We start from the raw sequence: 1,709 nt of genomic DNA on the forward strand, positions 1-1,709 counted from the left end.
CTAGAAGAGTCATGAAGATCTTGGGGTTCTGGCCCCGCCGCGTGAGCGGTGGGGCCAGACTCTTTGTTGTGGTGATGGGGGAATGGGCCGGGGAGACGGTCGGGCCGGATGTGTGGGAGACCTGTCGGGAGTTGATCCCGGCGGGAGGTGTGTTCGCGTTCCTGGCCGAGCATCGTGGTGCGCTGTTTCCGGCGGAGATGTTCGCGGACATGTACCCCTCGGCGAACGGGCGGCCGAGTATGCCGCCCCAGATCCTGGCCGCAGCGATCACGCTGCAGGCCCTGCATGGGCTGTCGGACTTCGAGACAGTGCAGGAACTGCGGTGTGACCTGCGGTGGAAGGCCGCCTGCGGGCTCGGTCTCAACGACATGGCGTTCGACCCGTCTTTGCTGGCCTACTTCCGCCGCCGCCTTTCCCGTTCTGCCCGGCCGAACCGGGTGTTCGAAGCAGTACGGGAGGTCGTGAAGGCCACCGGTGTCCTCAAGGGCAAGCACCGGCGAGCGCTGGACTCCACCGTTCTGGACGACGCAGTCGCCACCCAGGACACCGTCACCCAGCTCATCGCCGCCGTCCGCGCGGTCATCCGGGAAGTCCCGGGAGCCGACCAGGTGGCAGCGGTGCAGTGCACCGCGCATGACTACAGCGACCCCGGCAAACCAAGGATCGCCTGGAACGACGAGCAGGCCCGCGCCGCCCTCGTCGACGCCCTGGTAGGCGACGCACTCAGGCTGCTCGGGCATCTGCCCGAGCAGGAACTGGGCGAGAAAGCAGCGAACGCAGTCGGCATCCTGGCCCTGGTTGCCGGACAGGACGTCGAACCTGCCGAGGACTCCGACGGCCGCGACGGGCGCTGGCGCATCACCCTGGGCACCGCCTATGACCGGATGGTCTCCACCGTCGATACCGAAGCCCGGCACATCCACAAGACCCGCAGCCACCAGCAGGACGGATACAAAGCCCACCTGGCCATCGAGCCAGAGACCGCGTTATACACCGCTGTGGCCCTGACTCCCGGCGTCGGGCCCGAGCACCACGAGGCCACCGTCGGTGTGGACCTGCTCGCAGAGGAAGACGGGCCGGTGGACGCCTTCGGTGACACCGCCTACTCCACCGGCGAGGCCCGCCAGACCCTCGAAGCAGCAGGCCACCGGTTGTTCTTCAAACCCGCCCCGCTCCGGCCCGCCGTCCCCGCGGGCTTCACCTTGGACGACTTCCGTATCGACACCGCCGCCGCCACGGTGACCTGCCCCGCCGGCCACACCGTCCCCCTGTCGGACCCCGGCGGACAGCACAACCAGCGCAAGGCCGCCTTCGGGAACCTGTGCACCGCATGCCCCCTGCGCGAGCGGTGCACCAAGGCCAAGGCCGGACGCATCCTGACCATCCGCCCCCACCACGACCTGCTTGCGGCCGCCCGCCGCCAGGCCGCCACCGACCCCGACTGGCAAGCCGACTACCGCCGCTGGAGACCACCGGTCGAACGCGCCGTCGCCTGGCTCGTCCACCACGGCAACCGCAAACTCCGCTACCGCCGCACCATCGCCAACGACATATGGCTCCACACCCGAGCCGCCGCCCTCAACCTCCGCCGACTGATCAACCTCGGACTCACCCGCACGGGCGGCACATGGACGATCAACCCAGCCACCGCATAGACCGAGGGGCCACCCGGCCCACGGCCGGGCAGCCCCTCAGCAAGATCTTCATGA

At 68.9% G+C, this 1,709-nt stretch carries 1 protein-coding gene; it reads left to right on the forward strand.

Features of this window, described 5'->3' with window-relative positions; translation table 11 throughout:
• Positions 1-74: 74 nt before the first annotated feature.
• The gene (locus tag ACFYX0_RS47710; protein WP_388982090.1) at positions 75-1,655 is read left to right on the forward strand and encodes an IS1182 family transposase; all 1,581 of its coding nucleotides are present in this window, start codon (positions 75-77) and stop codon (positions 1,653-1,655) included.
• The last annotated feature ends 54 nt before the right edge of the window (positions 1,656-1,709 follow it).

Source organism: Streptomyces sp. NPDC002573, from assembly GCF_042889625.1.
GTDB classification, from domain to species: Bacteria; Actinomycetota; Actinomycetes; order Streptomycetales; family Streptomycetaceae; genus Streptomyces; species Streptomyces gibsoniae.

Coding starts and splice junctions, on each gene's coding strand:
- ACFYX0_RS47710 (WP_388982090.1), top strand. CDS start 75: ATGGGGGAATGGGCCGGGGAGACGGTCGGGCCGGATGTGTGGGAGACC.